5 protein-coding genes are annotated in these 5,319 nt (G+C 72.4%); 4 read left to right on the forward strand and 1 reads right to left on the reverse strand.

All coding sequences use genetic code 11. The annotated features are described in order from the left end of the window. On the forward strand, positions 1–708 hold a 708-nt coding region (locus QZX64_RS11355), incomplete at its 5' end, for an ArgP/LysG family DNA-binding transcriptional regulator (RefSeq protein WP_295659780.1). Positions 709–839: 131 nt separating this feature from the next. Further along, positions 840–1,364 (forward strand): hypothetical protein, encoded by a 525-nt coding sequence (locus QZX64_RS11360; RefSeq protein WP_295659782.1) that lies wholly within the window; start codon positions 840–842, stop codon positions 1,362–1,364. Positions 1,365–1,477: 113 nt separating this feature from the next. Here the strand turns inward: QZX64_RS11360 and QZX64_RS11365 are convergent, their stop codons facing one another. Continuing rightward, positions 1,478–3,355 (reverse strand): acyl-CoA dehydrogenase, encoded by a 1,878-nt coding sequence (locus QZX64_RS11365; protein WP_295659785.1) that lies wholly within the window; start codon positions 3,353–3,355, stop codon positions 1,478–1,480. Positions 3,356–3,648: 293 nt separating this feature from the next. On the opposite strand from QZX64_RS11365, the gene QZX64_RS11370 reads away from it, so the two are divergent. Both QZX64_RS11370 and QZX64_RS11375 read left to right on the forward strand, forming a co-directional pair. Beyond that, positions 3,649–4,545: a sulfite exporter TauE/SafE family protein gene (locus QZX64_RS11370; protein WP_295659788.1), complete on the forward strand. Its 897-nt coding sequence runs from the start codon at positions 3,649–3,651 to the stop codon at positions 4,543–4,545. A 147-nt stretch (positions 4,546–4,692) separates the two neighbouring features. Continuing rightward, on the forward strand, positions 4,693–5,151 hold the full coding sequence (locus QZX64_RS11375) for an Rrf2 family transcriptional regulator (protein ID WP_295659790.1): 459 nt from the start codon (positions 4,693–4,695) through the stop codon (positions 5,149–5,151). Positions 5,152–5,319: the final 168 nt, after the last annotated feature.

The following is a 5,319-nucleotide window of genomic DNA, read 5'->3' on the forward strand; positions in this document are numbered from 1 at the left end:
ACGCCGTGCACGGCCACCGAGGTCGCCGAGCCGCTGCTGCGGCTGGCCCGGCAGACCCGCCTGCTGCAGGACGAGGCGACGGCCGCGCTCGGCTCGCTGACCGGCACGACCCTCGCGGTCGCGGTGAACGCCGACTCGCTCGCGACCTGGTTCCGCGACGTCCTCGGTGCGGTGGCCGGCATGGAGGGCGTGGCGCTGCGGCTGCACGTCGAGGATCAGGGCTGGTCGGCCGACCTCCTGCGCCGCGGCGAGACGCTCGCGGCGGTGACCTCCGACCCGTCCCCGGTGCAGGGGTGCTCGGTGACGAGGCTCGGCACGCTGCGCTACGTGCCGGCCGCCACCCCGGCGCTCGTGGACCGCCACCGGCGCGGCGGCCGCACCGACTGGGCGGCCCTGCCGATGGTCGACTTCAACGAGAAGGACAGCCTGCAGCTCGCGGCCCTGCAGCGCCGCGGCCGGGCGCGCCCGCGGGTCGTGCACCGGGTGCCGACCTCGGCGGACTTCCTCGAGGCCGTACGCCGCGGGCTCGGCTGGGGCATGCTGCCCGAGCCGCAGCTGACGGGGGTGGCCGGCGAGGTCGAGGTGCTGCCGGCGCTGGGGCGGGTCGACGTGCCGTTGTACTGGCAGCGCTGGCGCCTGGCCTCGGAGCGGCTGGACGCCCTCACCGCGGCCGTCGCGTCGGCGGCCGCGGCAGGGCTGCGCCCCTGATCGGCCGCCTCGGGGAACGGTCGGTACGGGGGCGCCGTACCGTGCACCTCGCGCTGCGGAAGCGGGTCAGCGGCGGCGCTCGTGCGAGGCTTGGAGCACGAAGCCGGGTTCGAGCGCAGGGGGAACTGCACATGAGAAGACTCGCCACCGCGACGGTGTCGGCGCTGGCCGTGACCGCGCTGGCCGTCCCGGCCGCCGCGGACATCGGCGTCGTCGCCGACGGCGTGGGCGAGGACCGGCCGGCCAACGCCGACATCGTCCGCCTGAAGGCGCGCAACGGCGACGGCGCGGTGCGCGTGAAGGTCACGTTCGCCGACCTCGACCCCGAGCGCCGCGCCCGGGTGAAGGTCCTGGTGGACCCCGCGCCCGGGGACACCACCCAGTACGTCGTGGAGTCGGTCAAGCGGCCCGGGCGGGCGGTGCGGACCCGGGTCCTGCTGGCACTGGGCATGGAGTTCGACGGCACGCCGATCGACTGCGGTGGCGTCCGGGGGTCCTGGGACTTCGACCGCGGCCTGGTGAAGGTCCGCGTCCCGCAGTCGTGCCTGGCCGACCAGGGCCGGGTGGCCACGCTCAAGGCCACCACGGTCTACGGCCAGCGCGGCGACTGGACCGACTTCCTGCGGGTCCGCAAGGGCTCCTCGACCGACGCCTGACCTCACCCACCGGCGCCACGGCAGCGAGGTAGTCCGGGGCGGGATGCACCTGGATCCCCGGTGGGAGGTGCAATCCGCCCCGGACTACCCCGGGGCTCGCGAGGGAGCGTAGGTCAGAAGGCGGCCTCGTCGAGGTCCATCAGCGCGAGGTCGGTGCCCTCGGCGATGGCGCGCTCGGCGGTCAGTCGCGGCAGGTTGACCTGGGCGAAGAACTGCGCGGCTGCGATCTTGCCCTGGTAGAACGCCGTGTCCTTGGCGCTCACCTGACCTCCAAGCTTCTCGAGCGCGACCTCGGCCTGCCGCAGCAGCAGCCAGCCGCACACGACGTCGCCGAGCGCCATCAGCAGGCGGGTGGTGTTGAGGCCCACCTTGTAGATGTTGCGCGGGTCCCCGCCGTCGGCCGAGGCGTCGGCCGACATCAGGTCCTCGATCAGGTGGCCGACGATGGCGTTGGCGTCGCGCAGCGCGGTCGCGAGGAGCTCGCGCTCGACCTTGAGGCGGCCGTTGCCCGCCTGGGAGGCGAGGAAGCCCTCGATCTCCTTGGTCAGGTGGCCCAGCGCGCGGCCCTGGTCCTTGACGATCTTGCGGAAGAAGAAGTCCTGGCCCTGGATGGCGGTGGTGCCCTCGTACAGCGTGTCGATCTTGGCGTCGCGGACGTACTGCTCGAGGGGGTAGTCCTGGAGGAAGCCCGACCCGCCGAGCGTCTGCAGCGACTCGGTGCCCAGCAGGACCCACGAGCGCTCCGAGCCGTAGCCCTTGACGATCGGCAGCAGCAGGTCGTTCACCGCCGCCGCGAGGTCGTCCCTCTCGCCCCGGTGCTCGGCCACCATGACCCGGTCCTGCCAGGTCGCGGTGTAGAGCACCAGCGCCCGCATCGCCTCGGCGAACGACTTCTGCGTCATCAACGAGCGGCGTACGTCGGGGTGGTGGGTGATCGTGACGCGGGGAGCGGTCTTGTCGGCCGCCTGGGTCAGGTCGGCGCCCTGCACGCGCTGCTTGGCGTAGTCGAGCGCGTTGAGGTAGCCGGTCGAGAGGGTGGCGATGGCCTTGGTGCCGACCATCATCCGGGCGTTCTCGATCACCTGGAACATCTGCGCGATGCCCTGGTGCACCTCACCGAGCAGCCAGCCCCTCGCGGGCTCGCCGCCGCCGACCGAGGAGTCGCCGAAGGTGAGCTCGCAGGTGTTGGACACCTTGATGCCCATCTTGTGCTCGACTCCGGTGACGTAGACGCCGTTGCGCTCGCCGGTCAGCTCTCCGGTCTCGTGGTCGAAGTGGTGCTGGGGGACGATGAACAGCGACAGCCCCTTGGTGCCCGGCCCGCCGGCGCCCTCGACGCCCACGGGGCGCGCCAGCGTCAGGTGGATGACGTTCTCGGAGAGGTCGCTCTCGGCGGAGGTGATGAAGCGCTTGACGCCCTCGATGCTCCACGAGCCGTCGGCGTTCGGGGTGGCCTTCGCCCGGCCGGCACCGACGTCGGAGCCGGCGTCGGGCTCGGTCAGCACCATGGAGGTGTTCCAGCCACGGTCCACGATGTGCTGCGCGATGACCTTGTCGCGGTCGTTGCCGTTGCGGTGCACCACGCGCGCGAACGCCGGCCCGGCGCCGTACATCCAGATCGGGGCGTTGGCGCCGAGCACCATCTCGCCGATGGCCCACACGAGGCTGGAGGGGGCGGGGGTGCCGCCGAGCTCCTCGCTGAGCTGCAGGCGCCAGAAGCCGGCGTCCATCCAGGCCTGGTAGCTCTTCCGGAACGACTCCGGCACCGGCGCGGTGTGGGTGGTCGGGTCGAAGACGGGCGGGTTGCGGTCGCCCTCGACGTACGACGCGGCGAGGTCCTCGCGCGCGAGCCGGTCGACCTCCGCGAGGATCTCGCGGGCGGTCTCGCCGTCGACCTCGGCGAAGGGGCCGTGGCCCAGGACCTCGTCCCGGCCGAGCACCTCGAAGAGGTTGAACTCGATGTCGCGGAGGTTGCTCTTGTAGTGGCTCACTGCCCACCCATTCCGTCTCGGCGTCTCGGTGTCTCGGTCGGGAATGCGCTACTGACCGGTAACAAATGATGCCTCGCCGCGGCGGTCGACGCAACACGAGCGCGCGCGGCGCTCAGCGATGTCGTCGAGGTGGCCGTAGCCGAGCACGAGCCCGGGCGACCAGGCGCCCGGTGGACCAGACAGGATTGGCGCGCGCGAGTAAAGGCCGCTAACTTACTCGACATACGAACTCAGTAGACATTGAGTACAGCACGCACACCGACCCTGTCGGTCAGTCGCAAGGGATGCAGCCAATGCGCAAGATCATCGTCCTGGCCTTCGTCGGCCTTCTCGCCCAGCTCGTCGACGGCTCGCTCGGCATGGCGTACGGCGTCACGTCGTCGACGCTGCTGCTGGCCACCGGCATCTCGCCGGCGGCCGCCTCGGCCGCGGTCCACTTCTCCGAGATCGGCACCTCGCTGGTCTCCGGCTTCAGCCACCACAAGCTCGGCAACGTCGACTGGCGCACCGTCTCGATCCTGGCTCTGCCGGGCTTCGTCGGGGCCTTCGCCGGTGCGACGTTCCTCGTCAGCCTGCCCGGCGACGACGCCAAGCCGTGGGTGGCGGGCATCCTGTTCATGCTGGGTGCCTACGTGATCTGGCGCTTCCTCGTGCTCGGCGGTCGCCGTCCGAGCTTCACCGGCCACCCCTCGGCGTACTTCCTCGCCCCGATGGGCCTCTTCGGCGGTGCCCTCGACGCGATCGGCGGCGGCGGCTGGGGCCCGGTCGGCACCACCTCGCTGCTCTCGTCGGGCCGTCTGGAGCCCCGCAAGGTGGTCGGCTCGATCGACACCTCGGAGTTCGTGGTGGCCGTGGGCGGCTCGCTCGGCTTCATCCTCGCGCTGGGCAGCAGCGGCATCGACTGGGCCATCGCCGGCGCCCTGCTAGCCGGTGGCGTCGTGGCCGCCCCGATCGCCGCCTACCTCGTCAAGATCCTGCCGGCCCGCGTGCTGGGCGTGGCCGCCGGCGGACTGATCGTGCTGACCAACTCCAAGACGATCCTGGAGTCGCTCGGCGCTACCGGCCTCACCGTGGCCGTCGTCGCGGGACTCTTCTTCGTCCTCTGGGTCAGCGCGATCAGCTGGGCGGTCTCCCAGGAGCGCCGGGCCCGCGCGCAGGAGCGCCTCGACGAGGGCCTGGTCCGCGCCTGACCGGACCACCACGAACGGCGCGACCCGGCGGCTGCATCCCCGCCGGGTCGCGCTCCGTTGCCGGGCCGGCGACCAGGCCGGGGGACCCAGCCGGGGGCCGAGCCGGTGGCTGACTCGTGTGGTCGCCGAGTCTGACAAACTGACTCCATGCGAGTCTCCGCCAAGTCCGACTACGCCCTGCGCGCCCTGATCGAGATGGCCGGGCGCAGTGACGGGCTCCCGGTGAGCGCCGAGGAGCTCGGGCGGCAGCAGGACATCCCGCACGGCTTCCTCCAGGCGATCCTCGCCGACCTGCGCCGCTCCGGCGTCGTGGTGTCCCAGCGGGGCCAGTCCGGTGGCTGGCGGCTCGCCCGCCCGGCCGGGGAGGTGTCGGTGGCCGACGTCATCCGCGCGGTGGACGGCCCGCTGGTCTCGGTCTACGGACTGCGGCCCGAGTCGGTCCGGTACAACGACTCCGCCGAGGTGCTCCAGCACGTGTGGATCGCCGCCCGCAGCTCCCTGCGCGACGTCTTCGAGCACGTCTCGATCCAGCAACTTGCCGACTCCGAGCTGCCCAGCGCGGTCACCTCGCGCACCGCCGACGAGGACGCCTGGCAGCCGCACTGAGCGCGGTCAGGCGGCGTGCGGCTGCCTGACCGGCAGGGCGGCCGTGTCGAGGCCGGCCGCCGCGGCGTACTCGTGCCAGGCGTGCGACCAGTCGCCGGAGGCCACCGCGACGGTGGTCAGGCGGCCGCCGCCCAGACGGGAGCGCCAGTGGGCGAGCGCGACCTCCCG

It is taken from the genome of uncultured Nocardioides sp., assembly GCF_902805925.1.
In the GTDB taxonomy this organism is placed as follows: Bacteria; Actinomycetota; Actinomycetes; order Propionibacteriales; family Nocardioidaceae; genus Nocardioides.

What these genes read in the sequence shown, in the direction of transcription:
- QZX64_RS11360 (WP_295659782.1), top strand. Translation starts at nt 840, where the DNA reads ATGAGAAGACTCGCCACCGCGACGGTGTCGGCGCTGGCCGTGACCGCG.
- QZX64_RS11370 (WP_295659788.1), top strand. Translation starts at nt 3,649, where the DNA reads ATGCGCAAGATCATCGTCCTGGCCTTCGTCGGCCTTCTCGCCCAGCTC.
- QZX64_RS11375 (WP_295659790.1), top strand. Translation starts at nt 4,693, where the DNA reads ATGCGAGTCTCCGCCAAGTCCGACTACGCCCTGCGCGCCCTGATCGAG.